This is a genomic window from Streptococcus sp. 2_1_36FAA (assembly GCF_000161955.2).
In the GTDB taxonomy this organism is placed as follows: Bacteria; Bacillota; Bacilli; order Lactobacillales; family Streptococcaceae; genus Streptococcus; species Streptococcus gordonii.
The window spans coordinates 11,604-32,564 of record NZ_KI391976.1; the positions used below are offsets into that span (position 1 = coordinate 11,604).

The 20,961-nt window shown below is 40.6% G+C and carries 19 protein-coding genes and 1 other RNA gene; 3 read left to right on the forward strand and 17 right to left on the reverse strand.

The window, feature by feature from the left end:
- Positions 1-18: 18 nt before the first annotated feature.
- The 6 genes from rsmB to HMPREF0847_RS07980 form a co-directional block, all read right to left on the reverse strand.
- Complete coding sequence (rsmB, locus tag HMPREF0847_RS07955) at positions 19-1,332, reverse strand: 16S rRNA (cytosine(967)-C(5))-methyltransferase RsmB (protein WP_008808592.1); 1,314 nt, start codon at positions 1,330-1,332, stop codon at positions 19-21.
- Complete coding sequence (fmt, locus tag HMPREF0847_RS07960) at positions 1,322-2,257, reverse strand: methionyl-tRNA formyltransferase (RefSeq protein WP_008808591.1); 936 nt, start codon at positions 2,255-2,257, stop codon at positions 1,322-1,324. Before fmt ends, rsmB begins: the two co-directional genes overlap by 11 nt.
- Positions 2,258-2,269: 12 nt before the next feature.
- Positions 2,270-4,651: a primosomal protein N' gene (locus HMPREF0847_RS07965; protein ID WP_008808590.1), complete on the reverse strand. Its 2,382-nt coding sequence runs from the start codon at positions 4,649-4,651 to the stop codon at positions 2,270-2,272.
- Between the two features lie 120 nt (positions 4,652-4,771).
- On the reverse strand, positions 4,772-5,086 hold the full coding sequence (gene rpoZ, locus HMPREF0847_RS07970) for a DNA-directed RNA polymerase subunit omega (protein WP_008808589.1): 315 nt from the start codon (positions 5,084-5,086) through the stop codon (positions 4,772-4,774).
- A gap of 24 nt (positions 5,087-5,110) precedes the next feature.
- On the reverse strand, positions 5,111-5,737 hold the full coding sequence (gene gmk / locus HMPREF0847_RS07975) for a guanylate kinase (protein WP_008808588.1): 627 nt from the start codon (positions 5,735-5,737) through the stop codon (positions 5,111-5,113).
- Between the two features lie 114 nt (positions 5,738-5,851).
- The gene (locus HMPREF0847_RS07980; RefSeq protein WP_008808587.1) at positions 5,852-7,459 is read right to left on the reverse strand and encodes a ribonuclease Y; all 1,608 of its coding nucleotides are present in this window, start codon (positions 7,457-7,459) and stop codon (positions 5,852-5,854) included.
- Between the two features lie 231 nt (positions 7,460-7,690).
- Here HMPREF0847_RS07980 and HMPREF0847_RS07985 point away from each other — a divergent pair, with 231 nt between their 5' ends.
- Positions 7,691-8,173, forward strand: coding sequence for an S-ribosylhomocysteine lyase (locus HMPREF0847_RS07985; RefSeq protein ID WP_008808586.1), 483 nt, complete (start codon positions 7,691-7,693; stop codon positions 8,171-8,173).
- 61 nt (positions 8,174-8,234) lie between these two features.
- On the opposite strand, the gene HMPREF0847_RS07990 is transcribed toward HMPREF0847_RS07985, so the two are convergent.
- The 5 genes from HMPREF0847_RS07990 to HMPREF0847_RS08005 form a co-directional block, all read right to left on the reverse strand.
- Positions 8,235-9,641: a cell division site-positioning protein MapZ family protein gene (locus HMPREF0847_RS07990; RefSeq protein WP_020992770.1), complete on the reverse strand. Its 1,407-nt coding sequence runs from the start codon at positions 9,639-9,641 to the stop codon at positions 8,235-8,237.
- Between the two features lie 2 nt (positions 9,642-9,643).
- Positions 9,644-10,810: a THUMP domain-containing class I SAM-dependent RNA methyltransferase gene (locus HMPREF0847_RS07995; RefSeq protein WP_008808584.1), complete on the reverse strand. Its 1,167-nt coding sequence runs from the start codon at positions 10,808-10,810 to the stop codon at positions 9,644-9,646.
- A gap of 160 nt (positions 10,811-10,970) precedes the next feature.
- Positions 10,971-11,336, reverse strand: an RNA gene (rnpB, locus tag HMPREF0847_RS11130) — RNase P RNA component class B.
- Positions 11,337-11,350: 14 nt separating this feature from the next.
- Positions 11,351-11,701, reverse strand: a complete 351-nt coding sequence (gene gpsB / locus HMPREF0847_RS08000) for a cell division regulator GpsB (RefSeq protein ID WP_008808583.1) — start codon at positions 11,699-11,701, stop codon at positions 11,351-11,353.
- A gap of 69 nt (positions 11,702-11,770) precedes the next feature.
- Positions 11,771-12,298, reverse strand: a complete 528-nt coding sequence (locus tag HMPREF0847_RS08005; RefSeq protein WP_008808582.1) for a DUF1273 domain-containing protein — start codon at positions 12,296-12,298, stop codon at positions 11,771-11,773.
- Between the two features lie 65 nt (positions 12,299-12,363).
- On the opposite strand from HMPREF0847_RS08005, the gene recU reads away from it, so the two are divergent.
- Both recU and pbp1a read left to right on the forward strand, forming a co-directional pair.
- The gene (gene recU / locus HMPREF0847_RS08010; protein ID WP_008808581.1) at positions 12,364-12,966 is read left to right on the forward strand and encodes a Holliday junction resolvase RecU; all 603 of its coding nucleotides are present in this window, start codon (positions 12,364-12,366) and stop codon (positions 12,964-12,966) included.
- Entirely contained in the window at positions 12,959-15,097 is a 2,139-nt protein-coding gene (gene pbp1a / locus HMPREF0847_RS08015) for a penicillin-binding protein PBP1A (protein WP_020992772.1), read from the forward strand. Before recU ends, pbp1a begins: the two co-directional genes overlap by 8 nt.
- A gap of 112 nt (positions 15,098-15,209) precedes the next feature.
- On the opposite strand, the gene pepC is transcribed toward pbp1a, so the two are convergent.
- The 6 genes from pepC to HMPREF0847_RS08045 all read right to left on the reverse strand — a co-directional run bounded on the left by pepC (position 15,210) and on the right by HMPREF0847_RS08045 (position 20,936).
- Entirely contained in the window at positions 15,210-16,544 is a 1,335-nt protein-coding gene (pepC, locus tag HMPREF0847_RS08020; protein ID WP_008808579.1) for an aminopeptidase C, read from the reverse strand.
- Between the two features lie 78 nt (positions 16,545-16,622).
- Positions 16,623-17,183: a GNAT family N-acetyltransferase gene (locus tag HMPREF0847_RS08025; RefSeq protein ID WP_008808578.1), complete on the reverse strand. Its 561-nt coding sequence runs from the start codon at positions 17,181-17,183 to the stop codon at positions 16,623-16,625.
- Between the two features lie 47 nt (positions 17,184-17,230).
- Positions 17,231-18,055 (reverse strand): ammonia-dependent NAD(+) synthetase, encoded by an 825-nt coding sequence (gene nadE, locus HMPREF0847_RS08030; protein WP_008808577.1) that lies wholly within the window; start codon positions 18,053-18,055, stop codon positions 17,231-17,233.
- Positions 18,052-19,512 carry a nicotinate phosphoribosyltransferase gene (locus tag HMPREF0847_RS08035; protein WP_008808576.1) on the reverse strand — a complete coding sequence of 487 codons (1,461 nt, stop codon included), beginning with the start codon at positions 19,510-19,512 and terminating at the stop codon, positions 18,052-18,054. The genes nadE and HMPREF0847_RS08035 overlap by 4 nt, the downstream gene beginning before the upstream one ends.
- Positions 19,513-19,733: 221 nt before the next feature.
- Entirely contained in the window at positions 19,734-20,648 is a 915-nt protein-coding gene (gene trxB / locus HMPREF0847_RS08040; protein WP_008808575.1) for a thioredoxin-disulfide reductase, read from the reverse strand.
- Between the two features lie 63 nt (positions 20,649-20,711).
- Complete coding sequence (locus HMPREF0847_RS08045; RefSeq protein WP_008808574.1) at positions 20,712-20,936, reverse strand: DUF4059 family protein; 225 nt, start codon at positions 20,934-20,936, stop codon at positions 20,712-20,714.
- Positions 20,937-20,961: the final 25 nt, after the last annotated feature.

The following is a 20,961-nucleotide window of genomic DNA, read 5'->3' on the forward strand; positions in this document are numbered from 1 at the left end:
TGTTAGTATCCTCCTCTTTCAAGATATTCTCTTAAACTGGCTGATAAAAAAGCCATCGCTTCCATATAATTCGGGAGTAATTAAAATACACCCATCTTTTAGAATATCTTTTCTTTCATGTTTTAAGTTTACCTGCTCAAAGTTAGGATGTTTCTCTAAAAATTTAGAAACTACTTGACTATTCTCTTGTGAAAAAATAGTGCAGGTACTATAAGTTATTATACCACCTTTTCTCAAACTTTGACAAACACTATCTAGTATCTCTAGCTGAATTTTTTGTAAAGAGAGAAAATCTGCATTTTCTTTGTTATATTTGATATCCGGTTTTCGCCGTAAGAGACCAATTCCCGAACACGGAGCATCTACTAAAATCTTATCAAAGGTATCCTTACCGAATTTCTGATAGACTTCTCTAGCATCAAGCTTTTTTGTTTGAACTTTATCAGCAAGACCCAACCGAGTAGCTGCTTCTTCGATCAGTTGAAGCTTATGATCATACAAGTCTAGGGCTATGATTTCCCCAGTATTTAAATATGAAGCCATATGAAGAGTCTTTCCACCAGGCGCACTGCAAGCATCTAAGATTCTTTCATCTCCTTCAATACCTAAAGTTGGTGCCACCAGCTGACTAGACTCATCCTGAATCGTAATTAGGCCAGACGTAAACAATTCGTGACCAGCAAAGTGACCTTGATTCTTAACCAAAGCAGACGGAGCTAAGAGAGAATCTTCTGCCTGTAAAAGTCCTTTTAGTTCCTCTTTACGAGCCAAGTCTGTCACACGAATACTGGCTTTATTCCGCTCAAAAAGACTCGCTAAAATTGCCAGGGCACGTTCTTCACCATACTCTTCTATTAAAGCCTTAACTAGCCATACTGGCGTCGAATATTGGATAGAATAGCGCTTGTTCTTCCGTTTAATCGTTTCAACGTCAGCTACACCTTCACGTTCTATCCGACGCAAAATAGCATTAACAAACTTATCGCTTCCTAGCTTTCGTTTTTTAGCTAGTTCAACAGCTTCATGAATAAGAGCGTGATTTGGAATCTTATCCAAATACAGCATTTGATAAAGACTCAAGAGCAAGAGAATGTATAGCCAAGAGTCTAGTTTATCCCGGTCTTCAATTAGATGGGACAGATACCACTCAAGGGTCAGCTTACGAGCAACTGTTCCGTAGACAAGTTCTGTCACCAAACTTTTATCTTGTTGAGAAAGCTGAACCTTCTTGAGAGCCTTATTGAGGGCAATATTCGAAAAAGCTCCTTGATCAAATACCTCTTCTAACACCTCTAAAGCCACCTGTCGCGCACTTTTTCTTCTAGTTTCCAAACTTATCTCCTACTGCTAAGTTTCGGCCAGCACCATTCAAAAAATCTGAGATAGTCATTTGGGGTTTTCCAGCTGGCTGAACTGTCTTAAAGGCAAGTGCCCCTTCTCCAGTTGCAACAAGTAGCTGCCTTTTCCCAATCTCTAAAATCTCTCCAGGCCGGCCTTCTCCATCTGCTAATTCCGCTTCATAAATTTTAAATCTTTCACCTTGCCATAGAGTATGGGCTACAGGCCAAGGATTCATTCCGCGTATCTGATTAAAGAGTTGACGATTGGTCTTGTTCCAATCCAGTCTTTCTTCTTCAGGTCTGATATTTGGTGAGAAAGAAACCTGACTTGGATCCTGAGCTTCAGGCTGAATTTCCCCAGCAAGATAAGCCGGCAATGTGTCCAAAAGTAAATCGCGACCAACAATGGCCAGTTTCTCAAACAAAGTGCCGACATTATCCTCATCAGTGATTGGAATACTTCGGCGGGAAATCATATCTCCTGCATCCATCTCTTTGACTGTTTCCATGATTGTAACACCAGTTTCCTTATCACCTTGAATTAAGGCGTAATGAATTGGTGCCCCGCCACGGTGTTTGGGCAGAAGAGAAGCATGGACATTGACAACAAAATTCATGCTTGCAAGAAGTTTGCTTGGAAGGAACTGTCCAAATGCTGCTGTTACAATTCCGTCAGCACCTAGATTCATGATTGTTTCCATTTCTGGACTTCCAGATAATTTCTCCGGCTGATAGATTGGCAACCCATAAGATAAAGCCACTTCTTTCACTGGTGTTATTCGAATTTCTTTTTTCCGCCCTACTGCTCGATCTGGCTGAGTCACAACAGCCAAAACTTCGTATTGGTCACTTTCCAACAATCCCTTTAAGACCGTAGCAGAAAAGTCAGGCGTACCCATAAATATTAGTTTTGTCATACTTATTTCCTTTTACATAAAGTTTTGTGGTTCGTTATCAATGCTGAAACGTAAGTCCTTATTGTCCCGTTCCTGAGTCCAATCCAAAATCTTATTTAAAGTTTCTTGCAAATTCTCTTCAAAACGATATTTCACAAGAATCTGATAATGAAAAAGATTATGTGTTCGGGCAATTGGCTTGGGCGTAGGACCCAGTATTTTAACCTGGTCAGACAGTCCCTGCCTCAAAATATCCAAAGCTTGGTAGGATTTTTTTACTAGAAATTCTTCATCTTTGTGGGATAAGGTCAAACCAACTGTGAAATAATAAGGCGGATAGCCAAGCTGCCTGCGAATGTTCATTTCATAGTTAAAAAAGCCTTCGTAATCTTGCTTTTTAGCATACTCTATAGCATAGTGGTGCGGGTTGTAGGACTGAATCAAAACTTGGCCTTCCTTTTCAGCGCGGCCTGCTCGACCAGCTACTTGAGTCAAAAGCTGGAAAGTACGCTCAGAAGAACGAAAATCTGGTAAATTCAGAGCTGTGTCCGCATTCAGCACACCGACCAAGGTTACATTTGGAAAATCCAAGCCCTTAGCAATCATCTGGGTTCCCAGTAAGATATCCGCTTCACCTCGCCCAAAAGCTTCTAAAATCTTTTCATGACTACCTTTTTTTCGAGTCGTATCCACATCCATTCTCAAAACCCGCGCATCTGGAAAGGCTGTTTTTAGCTCATCATAAGCTTTCTGCGTCCCAGTTCCATAATAGCGCATACTCCTGCTGGAACAGTTTGGACAGGCATAGGGAATATCTTTGATAAAACCGCAATAATGGCAGTTCATGGTCTTGGTATCCATATGGAGCGTTAAAGAGATATCACAGTTTGGACAAGTGTCTACTGTCCCGCATTCTCGGCACATAATAAAACTTGAATAACCCCTGCGGTTCAACATGAGAACAACTTGCTCCCTTTTATCCAAGCGCTCTTGAATAGCCTCTAAAAGTGGAGGGGTAAAGTTTTTAGCTTCATTTTGACCAATATAATCCCTAAAATCAATGACTTCAACTTGAGGAACCTTGGCTAGAGGATTGGCTCGCTTAGTCAGCCTTAAAAACTGATACCGCCCCTTTACTGCCCTAGCTCTGCTTTCCAAACTTGGCGTTGCTGACCCCAGAACTAAAACCGCCCGATTATACTGAGCTCGGAGAACAGCAACTTCTCGAGCATGGTAACGCGGATTAGAATCCTGCTTGTATGAAGATTCGTGCTCCTCATCAATGATAATCGCACCAATATTTTTGAGAGGAGCAAAGACAGCTGAGCGCGCGCCAACAACGACCTGGGCTTCCCCTCTTTCTACCTTACGCCATTCGTCATATTTTTCACCATTAGACAAACCAGAATGAAGGATTGCCACCTGTTGGCCAAAGCGGGCAATAAAACGATCCGTCACTTGTGGAGTCAGAGAGATTTCAGGAACCAGCATGATAGCAGTTTTCCCTTTTTGTAAGACTTGTTCAATTACTTGAAGATAAACTTCTGTCTTGCCACTTCCTGTGATTCCTTCTAGCAAGATCGGATTCGCATCTTGGCCAATCTTCTCAGTTATAGCAGCGACAGCGTGCTCTTGCTCACTATTGAGCTCTAATTCTTGGTCCTTTCTCTCTCTTTCAAAATAACTCGCTGTTCGACTGACTTCTTTTTCCTCAACAACAATTGCATTTTGGTCTATAAAATACTGAACCAATTCTCTAGAAAATTTTTCCCGCAAATCTGCCAGCAACTGAACTTCGTTTTGCTTCAGTAAATACTCTTTTAAATCCTGCTTTCTTTTGGCACGACTGGATATGACCATTTTCACTAAAGAATTGTGATCCACCCTATACCATTTCTCTGTTTTGATTCGTTTTTGATCTGTTGCCTGATACTCCATACGAATCCGTCCTAATTGGCTCAAGCGCATAAAGGTTGCTTGTCGCTCCTTATCTAAATCAGAAAAACGAAGACTAGTCTGTTCACCAAAAATCTCTTGTCTCTCCTCTAAAGACATCGCTTCCGTCGGATAGAGTATCTTGTCGTAGGAGGAGTTAAGAAAGTTAGGTAGCATGGCTTTTAAAATAGAAATTTTATAAGAGAAGACTGTTTTACGTAGCTCATCTGCCAGCCAGAGTTGCTCTTCGTTTAAAACCGGACTAAAATCAAGAACTTCAACAAGTTCTTTTAATCCCAATCCCTCTTCCTCTTCAATAGCAAGAACAATCCCTTGAATCAAACGATTGGCCTTTCCAAAAGGAACGTGAACCCTCATCCCGACTTGCAAGGTTTGAGAAAACTCTTGAGGAACTGCGTAACTGAAAGGTTTGTCAGTCTGCATCAAGGGCACATCTACGATAACTTTAGCAACTAGCATTTCCTCACCTTCCTTTCTCACTTCTAAGCATTTGCTAATTATTTGCGCAAAAATATACGTCTCTCTATTATACCGAAAAAATAGCTGGAATAGAAAAAAGAAGATTGAGTTCCCCCAATCTTAAATCTTTTCGCCTTCTTCTTTTTCTTTAGCGATTTGTTCTTTAATTTTACGCTCTTCTTCTTCCTTACGCAAGCGTTCTTCTTCTGCACGGCGACGAACAGCTTCACGTTTTCCTTCTGGATCCGGGTGAATTGTTACATTACCAGACTCAATTTCTTCTAGAGCTCGAAGAGTTGATTTGACAGATTTAAAGTCCTGAGTTGGTGTAGCGCCAGCCTCAAGCTCGTGTGCACGTTTTGCTTCTAAAATTACCAATGAATACTTAGATGGTACCTTGTCCAACAAGGTATCAATAGACGGTTTTAACATCATAATTTTTTACCTAATTTCTAATCTTTATCTTACTGCTGCAGAATTTTTTACCATGTCTTGATAGTGGCCAATCACGCGATCCACACGGAAATGCTCCGCCTCAATCACTCGCTTAACTCGTTCGGCCGCTAGACTGACCTCATCATTGACGATAGCATAGTCATACTCACGCATGAGGGCAATTTCTTCCTTAGCCTTCTCAATCCGCTTAGCAATGACGTCTGCGCTGTCTGTGCCACGACCAACCAAACGGTCTTGTAATTCTTCCAAATCCGGAGGTGTCAAAAAAATAAAGACAGCGTCCGGAACTTTTTTCTTGACCTGCAAGGCACCTTGCACCTCAATTTCAAGGAAGACATCGATTCCCTTATCCAAGGTCTCGTTGACATAAGTTAGTGGCGTCCCGTAGTAGTTCCCAACATACTCAGCATACTCCAACATCTGACCCTGACGGATCAACTCTTCAAATTCTTCACGAGTTCTAAAGAAATAATCCACACCGTCCACTTCTCCTGGACGTTGCGGACGTGTCGTCATAGATACAGAATATTGAAATTGGTTTTCTGAGCTTTCAAAAATTTCACGTCTAACCGTTCCTTTTCCTACACCAGATGGTCCAGAAAAAACGATTAACAAGCCACGTTCCGTCATTTGGTCTCCTTCACAGTCTTTTACCTAGTTTAACAAAAAAAAGCAGATATTTCAACTGCTTTTTATGATGATTATAAGCTACTGAAAGAAAAAAACAGCTCGAAAGCTGTTTCTCTACTTAGCATAATCAACGGCACGCAATTCACGAATAACTGTGACCTTGATATTTCCTGGGTACTCCAGATTGTTTTCAATCTTCTCACGAACATCATGTGCTAAAATCGTTACCTTATCATCCTTGATTTTTTCAGGATGAACCATGATGCGGATTTCACGACCCGCCTGCAAAGCAAAGCTGGTCTTAACACCATCGAATTCATTCGCAATTTCTTCTAAGTCATGCAAGCGTTTAATATAGCTCTCCAATGACTCGCTACGAGCACCCGGACGAGCAGCACTAAGCGCATCCGCTGCAGCAACAATGACTGCAATCACGCTTTCAGCTTCTACATCTCCATGGTGACTAGCAATGGTATTGACAACAATTGGATTTTCCTTGTACTTACGAGCGAGCTCAGTACCAATTTCAACGTGACTTCCTTCCACTTCTCGGTCAATTGCTTTTCCGATGTCATGAAGGAAACCAGCACGGCGTGCCAGAGTTGCATTTTCACCAAGTTCACCAGCAATGACTCCTGCTAACTTCGCCACTTCAATTGAATGGCGAAGAACATTTTGTCCATAAGATGTACGGAATTGCAATCGTCCCATGATCTTCATCAAATCAGGGTGAAGGTTTGGAGCTCCAATTTCATAGGCTGCTGCTTCCCCATATTCGCGAATACGATTATCAATTTCCAGACGGTTCTTCTCGACTAACTCTTCAATACGAGCTGGATGAATCCGTCCATCTTTGAGGAGAGCCTCCATCGTCATGCGAGCAATTTCACGGCGAACAGGATCAAATCCGGATAGGGTTACAACGTCTGGAGTGTCGTCGATAATGACATCAATTCCTGTAAGACTTTCAAAAGTGCGGATATTGCGTCCTTCACGACCGATAATCCGTCCCTTCATAGTATCATCAGGCAAGTGGACCGTTGAGTTGGTCTGCTCAGCCACATAATCACCAGCAATCCGCTGCATGGCTTGAACCAAGATATCTTTGGCCATCTTGTCAGAGCGTTCTTTAACCTCTTGTTCAGCCTCACGAATACGCATTGCAATTTCTTTGGTTAGCTTTTCCTCTGTTTGAGCAAGAATCAGATCACGTGCTTCGTTCTGCGATAGTGAAGCAACTCTTTCTAGTTCAGCTTCTTTTTGTTTTTCAAGCTCAGCTAGTTGTTCTTCCCGCTCATCAATGTATTTAGTTTTATCTGAAAGACTTTGTTCTTTCTGCTCGAGCAACTTCTCTTTGTTGGTCAAGTTATCATCTTTTCGATCAAGGCTAGCTGCACGTTCTGTCAAACGACTTTCTGTTTGTTTCAGCTCTTGACGCTCAGACTTAAACTCTGCCTCAACTTCTTCTCGATATTTTCTGGCTTCTTCTTTTGCCTCCAAAAGTGCTTCTTTTTTAAGCGAATTAGTCTCACGTTTTGCATCTTTCAAAATGATATCTGCTTCACGCTCGGCCTGACCGCGTAAATTCGTTGCTTCTTGTTCAGCATTCAAAAGAGTAAGTTCCGCGGCTTCTTTTGAAGATTTCATTCGAGCCGAGATGCTTACATATCCAATGACTAAACCAATGATGACGGCAAAAACAAGAGCGAAAATCATTTCCATGTTTTTACCTCATTAATTTATTTTAAATTGAATTCGAAAATTCTTAATTATTTTATCATAAATTTGATAAATTAACAAACTGATTTTGGTAAAAAAGAGAGCGATTTCTTATATTATTTTATTAATTTTTTTTGCAAAGCCTTGTGCCACCTTATTCTTGTCAAAAATTATTTTTTTGCAAAAATATTTGATATAATCGAACTATAGAAATTGATTACAAAGGAGACTTTTATGTCTAAAGAAGTTATTGTTGAAAGTTTCGAGCTTGATCACACCATCGTTAAGGCCCCTTATGTACGACTCATTGGAGAAGAAAGCGGACCAAAAGGAGATGTCATTTCCAATTTTGATATCCGACTTGTCCAGCCAAATGAAGATTCCATCCCAACTGCAGGTCTCCATACCATTGAACACCTGCTAGCAATGCTTATCCGTAAACGTATTGATGGAATGATTGATTGCTCCCCTTTTGGTTGCCGAACTGGTTTCCATATGATCATGTGGGGCCGTCATACCCCATCTGAGATTGCCCAGGTGATCAAATCATGCCTTGAAGAAATCGCTGAAACTACTACTTGGGAGGACGTCCCTGGAACTACGATTGAGTCTTGCGGAAACTATAAAGATCACAGCCTCTTTTCTGCCAAGGAGTGGGCTAAGTTAATCCTCAAACAAGGCATCTCAGATAATGCTTTCGAACGCCATGTCATTTGATTATTCAATAACGAAAAAAATCTCAAGACTAATTTTTTAGCTTGAGATTTTTTATTTGTTTCTAATAGTCTAGAGAATCCGCATAACCCGGACCATTTCCTACAAAATAACCCGTTTTACAGTTGATACTAAAGAGATAGGTTCCATCTGGTTTAAAAAGATTATAGTAGCCATTTCCTTTTATAATATTGACACGTTCGATGATATATTGATCGCCAGTAATATAGCCACGTTCCCGTGAAATTTTTAAGATTTTTTCCAAAATACCTGGATTAAAGACCCAAGCGGGATTATTGACATCATCAATCACAGCCTGATTATAAGGAACACGGCTTAGATTTCTCTGCAAAGGAACAACAGTGCTGGACAGTCCTCCATATCCAGTAGAACCACCTGTGATTACGCCTTGATCCGCATTATTAGTAGTTGGTGCTGTTGGAGTTGTTTCAGCAGGTGCTGGAGCTGCATTTGAAGCAGTCCCTTGACCTCCAGCTGCTTGAGTGACTGTTTGCTGCCCCTTTCCTTGACTAATGGCAGAGCTGATTAACTTATCTAAATTATCATTACCCGTTTTAGTTTCAGTAAAAGTCGCGTCCCCCTTAACTTTTGCATTGGTATCTAAAACTCCATCTTTGATCGCAGCCGTTTCAAACTGAGAATTGACTGCTTGAATAGCTGAGATTTGTTTTACTAGATTATCATATTTAGCTTTAGCAACTGTATATTCTTTATCATTTTTTAGAGCTTCAAGTGCCGTTTTTAATTGATCCAAGTTGGTAAAGCTACTGTTTTTAATAGCCAATTTATTCTTATCAGTAAAGAAAGAATCATACAAATCATTAAATTTTTTCAAAGCACTGTTTTCAGAACTTGAACTACTTGAACTAGTCTTTTTACTTGCTTGACTGCTGGAGCTCGTTACTGTTTTGCCTGCCTGATTACGATTCATCGCAAAATACGCAGTTGCCGCAATTCCAGCTACAGCCAGAAGAGCTACTAAGGCATAGATGACCTTTTTACTACCAGAGCCTGTCTTTTCATCATCTTCTTCATAAGAATCCTCTGTAACTGCTGTAGATACTGGAGCAACAGGCTCCAAGTCCACCTGAGTCTTATCTTCGGGCTCGTCAGAAAAGGCCTGGCTGACCTCAGCTTCTAACCCAGGACTCTTAGGAGAAGCTATAACTTCTTCTTTCGTCTCATCAGTTAAAACTGTTTCTTTTTTCGCTTCCTCAGCCTGTTCGTCTTGTTTCTTTTGAGCTTGGACGGTTGCTGTATACTTTCCAGCTTCAATTTCTTGACGATGTTGCTTGATATATTTGTCTAAAACACTATCATCTTCTTTGACGCCAGCTTCTAATTCTTCACTTTTTCTGGCAGCCTGACCAATAGTCATTTCTTTAGCTTCTTCAAAATCTAAAATAGATTCTTGCTCTTGGCTTTCAGGCTTTTTATTTTCCTTACTCATAGTCATCCTTTCTGCTCTTCAAGTTTTCGTTTGACTCTTTGTCCAAAATATTGATATAAATCAACCTTCAAGGTTCCATTATAGAGTTTTCTCTTTTTATCTGCCGGACTGCCATATTTGCTTTCAAAAGCTTCATCGCTAGTCAAAATAAATTTACTCCATGTTTCTAATGGTGCAAAAGTTTGTCCCATTTCCTGGTAGAGCTTTGTAACAGCCGTATCATCCAAAAGCCGTTCTCCATAAGGAGGATTTGAGATAATTACACCATTGATTTTATTAGTGTGCAAGTCTTGCAACCTCATTTGCTTAAAGCAAATACAGTCTGCCACCCCAGCTTCCTCAGCATTCTTCTTAGCAATGTCAATCATACGTGCATCCAAATCTGATCCAGCAATATCCAATTGAATATCCTGCTTAATTTGCATACGAGCATCAGCTTTTGCTTTCTGAATTTGTGCTCGATCTATCCAATTCCATTCTTCAAAAGCAAAAGAACGATAAAGACCAGGAGCAATATTCTTACCAATCAAAGCAGCTTCTATACAAAAAGTTCCAGAGCCACATGTCGGATCAACTAAAGGTTTATCAGGATACCAATTGGATAAGAGAAGAATAGCAGCTGCCATATTTTCCTTAATTGGTGCTCCACCCTTATCCGTCCTATAACCACGCTTAAACAAGCTAGTCCCCGTCGTATCAATCATGACTGTCGCCAAATCTTTTAAGATAGAAACTTCAATCTTAAATTCAGGTCCATTTTCCATAAGGGGAACCCCTTCAGGACGCGCATAGTGTTTCTGCAACTTCTTCACAACGGCTTTCTTAGAAATCGCCTGAACGCTAGGTTCATTGTGAAGTTTGGACTTGACACATTTCGCTTTCGAAATAGGGAATTTTGCACCTAAGGGCAAGTAGTTTTCCCAATCAAGTGCGAAGACTCCTTGAAAAAGCTCTTCAAAAGTCTTGGCAGGAAAAGTCCCAACAATGATTTTGATCCGATCTGCCGACCGTAACCAAAGATTGGTTTGAATAATAGTTTGGACATCTCCTTCGAAACGAACTCGACCATTTTCAACCTGACAATCGATTCCAAGATTTCTAATTTCACGACCAACCACTGCTTCTAGACCTGCTGCAGCCGTCGCTATTAAGTCAAATGTTTTTTTCATTATTTCCTCAAAACAAAGGGGAAGCGTCTACCTATATACTGAGATAGCCGACTTGAGATTTACTTAGATCAGGAAAAGTTGCTATCCCTAATTTTTTAAAGTATATTTCACTATAATTAGAGGCTAAGAACCAAGCCCTAGCCTCTACCTATATGCAATTTTCTATAAGCCATGTTTTGTTCCAGAAATGACTAGGTACCATTTCCTTCGATAATCATCTGTCTACTGTTTCCAGTCAGAATGCAATGTTCGTTTCCATGCATTCCATGCCCCGACCAAAGTTTGGGTTGCTAGCTTGAGGGGTTTACCGCGTTCCACTTTTTGTGTTTCCACAAAAACTACGTCACTGTGGCACTTTCAGGCCTACTCCAGCATATCAAGAGACTTAGCTGTTTCATCCGCCGTAACGGAATAATCCGTCCCTAGGCTTATTGTTTCGCCTAGCACAAACACTACCGGCATCACAGCCAGTGCTAGCATGGACTTTCCTCATAAAAAATAACTTTTCATGCGATTATCCAAAAATTGCACGTCTTATAATTACAATTGATTTAATTCGCTCGCTTGGATTTGTTTACCGAACACTTCTTTTTCCAAACGGCTTAGTCGTTTCAAGATATCAAAATTTGTAATTGTCGTTTGAGTTGTGTCTCCAAATGACTGATGAACCTGAGAAGCAGTTGAATTTGGAGCTTCCTGAATTCGTTTAGAAAGTTCTTGTTTTAAACGGCTATTTTCTTCACGCAATTCCTTCACTAAAGCTGAATAAGTTTCGTAGTCTTTGATCACATCATCTAAAAACTCATCCACTTCTTGCTTACTATATCCACGTACTGCTGTTTTAAAATCTTGATCAAAAATATCTTTAGGTGTAAAAATAATACTAGCCATTTCTCTCTCCAATCTGGTTTACTATTATCATTATATACGAAAAGGAAGAGAAAAATCAAGGTATAAACTTTAAATTTCAGAAAAATTTTCCGCCATCTCATTTAAGTCATCAAATGTTAATTTTTTGATATGATATTTTTTATTTTCCTTCATCATTCGGTAAAGATACTTGAGCTTTGTCTCATTTTCTTCATCGTAAAATAGATAAGCGCCATCTGTGCTCTCTAACAAAAATTGATTATAAGTCCGAAACTGACTTGGATTTTCATAGCTTGGATAAGCATATTTGATAAAATCAACATTTTTAAAGTTAGCCAATTTTTCTTGGTTAACCTCATTCCAATTTTCACCTTGGTTTTCGAAAATAAAAATCGTCGCCAATTGAAAATTATATTCTTCCTGTAATTCCTTAGCAACTTCCAGAACCCAGACCTCAAAGCCCAAGTTTCCCGTAAAAACCAGCCATTTCATGCCATTTTCTAAGAGATAAATCAAATCCCTACGAATAGCTGCTTTGATAATTTTCAAGCGTTGATCCTTGTCTCCAAAGATTCCTAAATCAAAGGCTTTATAGCCTACAACAAGTACACTGACCATTTTTTATCCTTTTACAATGATTTATGGTATAATAGAGTGATGTTATTGTACCAATAAGGAGTTTTATGGTCAACTATCCGCATAAGCTTACATCTAAAAATAACATAAAAAAGGTGAAAAAAGAGACTGTCGATTTCGCTAATCGGGGAATGACTTTCGAAAAAATGATTAACGACACCAATGACTATTATCTTAGCCGTGGATTAGCTGTTATTCATAAAAAGCCTACACCCGTGCAAATTGTCAAAGTTGATTATCCTAAGCGAAGCCGTGCCAAGATTGTCGAGGCCTACTTTCGCCAGGCATCTACTACGGACTACTCGGGAGTTTACCGTGGGCATTACATTGATTTTGAAGCCAAGGAAACGCGGCAAAAGCAATCTATGCCTATGAAAAATTTTCATGCACACCAGATTGAACATATGGATCAAGTGCTCAATCAAGGCGGGATTTGCTTTGTCTTACTTCACTTTTCTAGCCTGAAGGAAACCTACCTCCTTCCTGCTCCCTACTTAATTGAGTTTTACAAGATTGATAAGGGTGGGAAATCCATGCCCCTGGATTATATTCAGAAACATGGTTATCTCATTGAACAAAACATCCTTCCCAGCGTACCTTATCTTGATATAATCTCAAAAAATTTACTAGGTGGTCACTCTAATGAATAAACAAACCTTAATCACAGCCCTAAAATGGGTTGCAAGCGGCCTTATCTCACTCTTTCTTTTGGGACTTCTGATAGGAAGTTGTCTCTTCTTCTACTATGTGAGCAAGGCCCCTGAGTTATCAGAGAGCAAGCTCGTTGCTACTACTTCCAGCAAAATTTATGATAGCCAAAATAACCTTATCGCAGATTTGGGATCTGAAAAGCGCGTAAATGTAACCACTGATCAAATTCCAACTGATTTGGTCAATGCTATTGTTGCTATTGAAGACCATCGTTTCTTCAATCACCGTGGAGTGGACTCTATTCGGATTATCGGCTCTATCTTTAATAATATTCTTAAGAGATCAAATGGACTTCAGGGTGGTTCTACCTTGACCCAACAGTTGATCAAACTGACATATTTTTCTACCTCAAAAGCAGACCAGACGGTCTCACGTAAAGCTCAGGAAGCTTGGCTGGCTTTCCAACTAGAAAGAAAAGCTACAAAGCAACAAATTCTGACCTATTATGTCAATAAGGTTTACATGTCTAATGGGAACTATGGGATGCAGACAGCAGCACAAAGTTTTTATGGTAAGGACTTAAAAGATCTAAGCTTGCCTCAATTAGCCTTGCTTGCCGGAATGCCCCAAGCTCCAAACCAGTATGATCCATACTCTCAACCAGAAGCAGCACTTCAACGCCGTAACCTGGTTTTATCTGAGATGTACCAACTGAAATACATCACTGCTGAACAGTATGAACAAGCTATCAATACCCCTGTTACTGACGGTTTGCAAAGCTTGAAGAGCTCTGCATCTTATCCAGCATATATGGATAACTATCTAAAACAAGTTATCGAGCAAGTCGAAAAAGAAACAGGCTATAACTTGCTGACTACTGGTATGGAAGTCTACACCAATGTCAATACAGACGCTCAAAAGCAACTGTGGGAGATCTATAACTCCGATACCTATGTTAACTACCCAGACGATGAACTTCAAGTCGCTTCCACAGTTATGGATGTAACAAATGGTAAAGTCATTGCCCAACTTGGAGCTCGTAAACAGTCTACTAATGTTTCATTTGGTACAAACCAAGCCGTTGAAACCAATCGGGACTGGGGTTCAACTATGAAACCTATCACAGACTATGCACCAGCCATCGAAGATGGGGTCTATAGTGCAACATCTGCAACTATTGCAGATGCTCCTTATAATTTCCCTGGCTCTAGCACTCCTGTCTACAACTGGGATATGCGCTACTATGGTAATATAACCATGCAATATGCCATCCAAGAATCACGGAACGTTCCAGCTGTTAAAACTTTAGAAGCAGTTGGTCTCAAACAAGCTCTTAAGTTCTTGAATAAGATTGGTATCAACTATCCAGAAATGCACTATTCAAATGCCATTTCAAGTAATACCAACAAATCTGGAAACGAATATGGCGCAAGCAGTGAGAAGATGGCTGCGGCCTATGCAGCTTTTGCTAATGGAGGAACCTACTACAAACCTCAATATGTCAATAGAATTGTCTTTAGCGATGGTACTGAAAAAGTCTTCTCTAACGAAGGTTCAAGAGCCATGAAAGAAACAACAGCCTACATGATGACAGATATGATGAAGACTGTTTTGACATCCGGAACAGGTACAAATGCAGCAATTTCTGGTGTCTATCAGGCTGGGAAAACTGGTACTTCTAACTATGCAGACGATGAATTAACCAAACTTACAAAACCTTATTATGGCTCTAGTATTGTAACTCCAGATGAGCTCTTCGTCGGTTACACCCCTCAGTATTCAATGGCTGTATGGACTGGTTATTCAAACCGATTGACACCAGTTCTTGATGATGGGGTCAAGGTTGCAACTGATGTCTATCGGTCTATGATGACTTTCTTGAATACCAATGGAAACGAAGACTGGGAGCAACCAAATGGGGTTTATCGAGTTGGTTACTATCTATACCTAAACGGATCTAATCCATATCGATACTATATCCAACCTTCCTCAACTTCAGAAGAATCATCTTCTTCTGAGGAAGAGTCTTCTTCAAGTAGTTCGGAATCTTCTACTACTTCCGAATCAAGTTCATCCTCTACTTCTAACCCTCAAGAAAGCAAACCGCAAATTAATAACGGCCAGCGCTAATGTTTGGAAGATCAACATAAAAACTCTATCTTCTTCTCATATGAGAAGATAGAGTTTTTTTATTTAGAAAAGGCCTTATATAGCTATAAGGACCTTCTTCATAAATATTCTTTTATAGGGCTAAGGCTCCCATTGGATCCCACGGAGCCAAGACAATAGGCTCTGCTTCATAAGCAGCTAATTCCGCTTCAGTCAAAAATTCTTTGCGCACTACGATCTGGTAGGTATATTCATCCATCCAAGAGTCAGAGGCTACAAAGTAACCCTTGTTACCAACCTTTTCGCCCCAAGAGTTTTCGACCTTCCATTTCTTGGCTTTTCCATTTTCATCCAAGTCCACCCCTGTCAAAACCATTGCATGGGTCATCAGACTTTCGCTATAGTCCAAACGTCCTGCCTTGTCTTGAGTCAACTGGATATCCATACTAGAAGTAAAGTCATACATGCCGTCAGCCATAATACCCGCTTTACGATTGCTAGACTGTCCAACATCAGAACCAAACCATACGGTTTCGCCAGCTCGCATTTGGGCGATAGCCAGCTCTTTTAGTCTGTCCATTTCAACATTCAAATAACGAACCGGCTTGCTACCAACGACATTACCCAGCATCTCAACTGTATAAGACTGACCATAAGGCTTGTCTGCAGTTGGCGCATTGATGATAGAGACATAATCGTCTAATTTGAGATCAACATATTTTTTGAAGAAAACTTGTGGTGTCAATCCGCTCTCACTATGAAAATTGTTATCTTTATCGCGATAAGAGAAGTCGAATTGGCGAGGCGGTAAACCTAAATTCATAGCTAGGAAGTTAAAGACTTCCTGGAGAAGTTCTTCTTTCTTAGCCTGAAGTTCAGCCGAGTTTGCACCTTCTACCACTAATTCTCGCAAAATCTGTGCATCCTGACGCAGGAGCTTATTGAGAATCTGATTGAGCTCACGGCTGTTGCTAGAAGAAATTGACTCTGGATAAACTGACTTAGGCACGACGCCGTATTTCTCAAAAAGAGAAACAACCATATCCCATTGGCCGCCATCCTGCTGAGGCGTGTCTAAGAGAAACTTAACCTTGCGACTGGTCAATTCTTGGTCAGCTGTCGCCAGCACCTGCTCTAAGAACCAGTTGGATTTCTCATATTTATCCCAAAAGAAAGTGTGAGCCTGAGATAGCTCAAAATCTTCCAATTGGAAACCAGCAATCATCTTGTGGCGGAAGGTATTAAGAGCTGCAAACATCCAACAGCGTCCAGAAGCTTTCTGGTCGCTAACCTTATCCTTAGTGAGATCTAGTGAAAAGACAGGCGTGTTTTCCACAGTGGCGCTTCGCTTTTCCAAGGATGTCAAAAGACCATTATGGCTGATGGCATTTTCCATTGCTACAAATTTGGGATTGGCCTCATAAGTAGCATACAACTTATCTGTAAAATCTTGTTCTAACGACTTCATAGAATCCTCCTTGTCATTATACATCTATTATAGAACTTTAAAAAAGGAGTGCAAGTAAAAAGGCTAGACAAGAGAGTCCTAGCCTTTTTCTAAATCAGATCTTAGGATTCCATAAACGGAAAAATCTTTGACTTGTCCTTTATGAAATACAGCCTGACGGAAAGTACCTTCGTAGCTCATTCCAGCTTTAGCCATAACACGCCCCGAAGCTGGATTGGCTGTTACAAATCTTGCTGAGACACGATTGAATCCTGCATCTTGCAAGAGGTAGTTCAAAACAGCTTTCAAAGCTTCTGTCATCAGCCCCTGTCCCCAGTAGTCTTTACTTAAAATATAACCGACCTCGCAAGCATTAACTGCCTCATCCATGTCCACCACACTGATGTCCCCAATTACAGAATCAGGATTTTCTTTCAGGCAGATAGCCCACTTGTAAAAATCCATATTTTGATAATTCTCAACCCAGCAAGCAATAGACTGTTTGGTGACTTCAGGGCTCTCATGAGCATCCCAGGTCACATGCAGCAAATTATCCGGACGACAAGCCCAGTTGTCATACATAGCTTGAGCATCTGATTCCAGAAAAGGTCTTAGCAAAAGACGTTTGGTTTCAATAGACTGTGTACCTATCTTTTTCATAGTTTTCTCGTTTCTTGGCTCGGACTAAAAAGATTCGATAGAGATTTTTACTTCCAAAATTCGTCAAAAATCGTAATCGGCAAATGCCGTTTGTGCTGTCCTTTATGCCACCAAGATTCGATAGTTTCTTGGGCTTGGGCTGAAACGGACTTGCCTTCGAGATAATCGTCAATTTCATTGTAAGTCACGCCCAGAGCGACTTCATCCGCAATCCCAGGTTTTTCCTCTTCCAAATCAGCCGTCGGTACCTTTTCATAGAGAGCCGGATCAGCTCCTAAAGCGGCCAAAAGCTGCTTACCTTGTCGTTTATTGAGGCGGTAAAGTGGTAAGATATCTGCTCCGCCATCCCCAAACTTGGTGAAAAAGGCGGTGACATTTTCTGCTGCGTGATCGGTCCCAATAACAGCCCCACTGTATGAACCAGCCAAAGCATACTGGGCAATCATACGGCTGCGGGCCTTAATATTACCCTTGTTAAAATCAGAGACTTTGGCACCCGTTGCCTCTACAGCCCTTGTCATGGCATCAGCGGATTCCTTGATATTGACTGTCAGACTGACATCAGGCTGGATAAAAGCCAGAGCCTTTTGCGCATCATCTTCATCTGCCTGAACACCGTAAGGCAAACGAACTGCGATAAAGCGATAGCTATCATCTCTAGTTTCAGCCCGCATTTCCTCTACAGCCAGCTGAGCCAAGCGACCAGCCAAGGTTGAATCCTGACCACCAGAAATTCCCAAAACATAACTTTTCAAAAAAGGGTGCTTTCTCAGATAGGCCTTGAGAAAGTCCACCGACTTGCGGATTTCTTCCTCCGGGTCAATGATTGGTTTGACACCCAGTTGAGCGATGATTTCTTCTTGTAGACTCATTTTTCTGCTCCTGTCTGGTAGGCTTTCTTGCGCATCTGGTCAATCAAATCCATCTTATCTTGCCAAATATCTCGAGCCAGGTCAACTGGATAATCCTGTGGATTGAGAACTCGTTTGTACTCATCCCAAAGTTTATCAAATTCCTTACGGGCATATGCTTGAATCTCAGTCAGGCTCCGCTTTTTATAAACAAGATTTCCCTCTTGGAAAATATCCACCAAAAGCGGCACAGCATCAAAATCCTTAACTGTCTTATTAATGTAAGTGTAGGTAGGATGGAACATTTCCAGCTCTTCCAAGCTATTGACATCAATGCCATCATAGGTAATGTAGTCTCCCTCGGACTTCCCTTTTTCGCGGCTGGTAATACGCCAAACCTGTTTCTTACCTGGGGTAGAAACTTTTTCGGCATTATTGGACAGCTTGATAGTATTGCGCAAAACGCCATTTTCATCTTCAATAGCAACAATCTTATAAACTGCTCCTAAAGCTGGCTGGTCGTAGGCTGTAATAAGCTTAGTTCCCACACCCCAGACATCTATCTTGGCCTTTTGCATTTTCAAGTTGAGAATGGTATTTTCATCCAGATCATTGGACGCATAAATCTTAGCATCAGTGAAGCCAGCTTCATCTAATTGTTGCCGAACTTTCTTAGAAATATAGGCAAGGTCACCTGAGTCAATACGAACACCTAGGAATTTAATCTTATCACCCAGCTCACGCGCAACTCGAATGGCTGCCGGAACACCCAAACGCAATGTATCATAAGTATCTACCAAAAATACACAATCATGGTGAGTCTCGGCGTAAGCTTTAAAGGCATCATAATCATTACCATAGACTTGAACGAGAGCATGAGCATGGGTTCCTAAAACAGGAATATCAAAGAGCTTTCCAGCTCGGACATTACTGGTACCGTTGGCTCCGCCAATCACCGCGGCCCTAGTCCCCCAAATAGCAGCATCCATTTCTTGAGCACGACGAGTTCCAAACTCCATCAGAGGTTCATCTTCGATAACAGAGCGAATACGGGCTGCCTTGGTAGCAATCAGCGTCTGAAAATTAACAATATTGAGCAAGGCAGTCTCAACAAGTTGACACTGAGCTAGAGGGCCTTCCACCTGCACGATTGGCTCATTAGCAAAAACCAAGTCACCTTCCTGAGCTGACCGAACACTCAGGCTCATCTTTAAATTCCGCAAGTAATCTAAGAAGTCTCCATGATAACCCAAGGACTCAAGATAGTCTAAATCACTCTGGCTGAACGTCAGATTATTGAGATAGGAAATAATTCTTTCTAAGCCCGCAAAGACAGCGTAGCCGTTATTAAAAGGATTCTTACGGAAAAAAACTTCAAAGACTGCACGTTTGTTATGGATATTCTGATTGAAATAAACCTGCATCATATTGATTTGATACAAGTCTGTATGTAAGGTTAAACTATCATCTGGAAACATATTTTCTCCTTTATAAACTGCATGGATTTTACTTATTATATCATAAATTTACAATTAAGAGGTTATAGGGAAATAGTCCGGCAATTAGAAAATTGAAATTATTCTTTCTCCAATTTAGCTAATAGCTATTTAATTTCTAATAAACCACTCCACAATTATGCCTCAAAAGCTTCAACAAATCAAAAAACCTTGTTAGTCATAAACTAACAAGGTTTTCGGTTTTATTCATGTTCAGTGATATATTTATAAGCTTCTTGACCCGCAATCGCTCCATCACCTACTGCTGTCGTAATCTGGCGTAAGTCTTTTTGACGGACATCTCCGATTGCGTAGATACCAGCTACTGATGTTTTCATATGGTCATCTGTCACAATCCAACCTGATTCATCTCTTATACCCAAATCAGCTACAAACTCACTAACTGGATCCAAACCAACATAAATGAAGATACCACCAAAATCTGCTTGGCTAGTTTCACCAGTCTTGATATTTTTAAAGGTTACTCCAGTCACCTTACGCTCGTCACCATGAATAGCTTCTACGACTGAATCCCAGACAAAACTAATTTTTTCATTAGCAAAGGCACGATCTTGCAAAACTTTTTGTGCGCGCAATTGATCACGACGATGAACAATGGTCACACTTTTAGCAAACTGGGTCAAGAAAATAGCTTCCTCAACCGCTGAATCGCCTCCACCGACAACTAGTAAGTCTTCATCACGGAAAAAAGCTCCATCACAAACTGCACAGTAAGAAACACCCCGACTATTAAATTCAGCCTCACCCGGTACATTGAGCTGACGGTGAAAGGCTCCTGTCGCAATAATAACAGTCTTACTTTCATAAACTTCGTCTTCTGTGATAACTTTTTTAAAATCACCCTGATCTTCAATCCTTTGAACATGACCAAAGACATGCTCTACTCCGAGATTTTCCAATGGCTCAAACATCTTTTCAGCCAATTCTGGACCGCTAATTAGGGCATAGCCAGGATAGTTTTCAACATCCGCTGTATTGTTCATTTGTCCGCCTGGAATACCTGCTTCCAACAAGGCAACTTTGAGATTGCTTCTTGCAGCATAAAGCGCTGCCGTCATTCCTGCAGGACCTGCTCCAATAATAATTGTATCGTACATGACTCCACCTTCTTTTGTTGTAATAATAATTATTCTAACGCCAATAAAAAACTTTTGCAAGCATTATGCTTTCAGCACTAAGAGAATGCCCATAACCGCAAAAGATAAAATAGGGATAGTCATAATATTAATCAAAAGTACATCAAACAAATGCGCCTGTCGTGCCTTTGCTGTCTTATCCTTGCGACTAGCCATTCTGGCTAAAATTAAAATCCCTGACAAACCGCCGATTAGGGCTGTTGTCAAAAGAAGACTCTCTATATAGAGAGAAAAAATTTGCTTTAACATTTAATCTCCTATGTTTTGGTCTATT